Origin of the sequence: Psychroserpens mesophilus (assembly GCF_050617655.1) — a bacterium.
Lineage (GTDB): Bacteria > Bacteroidota > Bacteroidia > Flavobacteriales > Flavobacteriaceae > Psychroserpens > Psychroserpens mesophilus_A.
In genome coordinates, this window is record NZ_JBODQC010000411.1 from 1 (window position 1) to 245 (window position 245).

The window sequence follows — 245 nt, forward strand, 5'->3', positions numbered from 1 at the left end:
AACATCTAGACCACATATTGAGTTAACTGGAAGAACTCTATTAGGACATTCGCCTGCAAAAGGACAACAGCTAGACGATCATTACTTCGGAACCATTCCTTCTAGAGCTATGGCTTACATGAGAGATATAGAAAATGAATGTATGTTGTTGGGTATTCCTGTTAAAACAAGACACAACGAAGTAGCTCCAAACCAATTTGAGCTGGCACCAATTTTTGAAGAGGCTAATCTCGCAGTAGATCATA

At 39.2% G+C, this 245-nt stretch carries 1 pseudogene; it reads left to right on the forward strand.

Annotated elements, in window-relative coordinates:
• Positions 1-245, forward strand: a pseudogene (locus ACRHNM_RS17815) (glutamine synthetase type III); the annotation flags it as partial.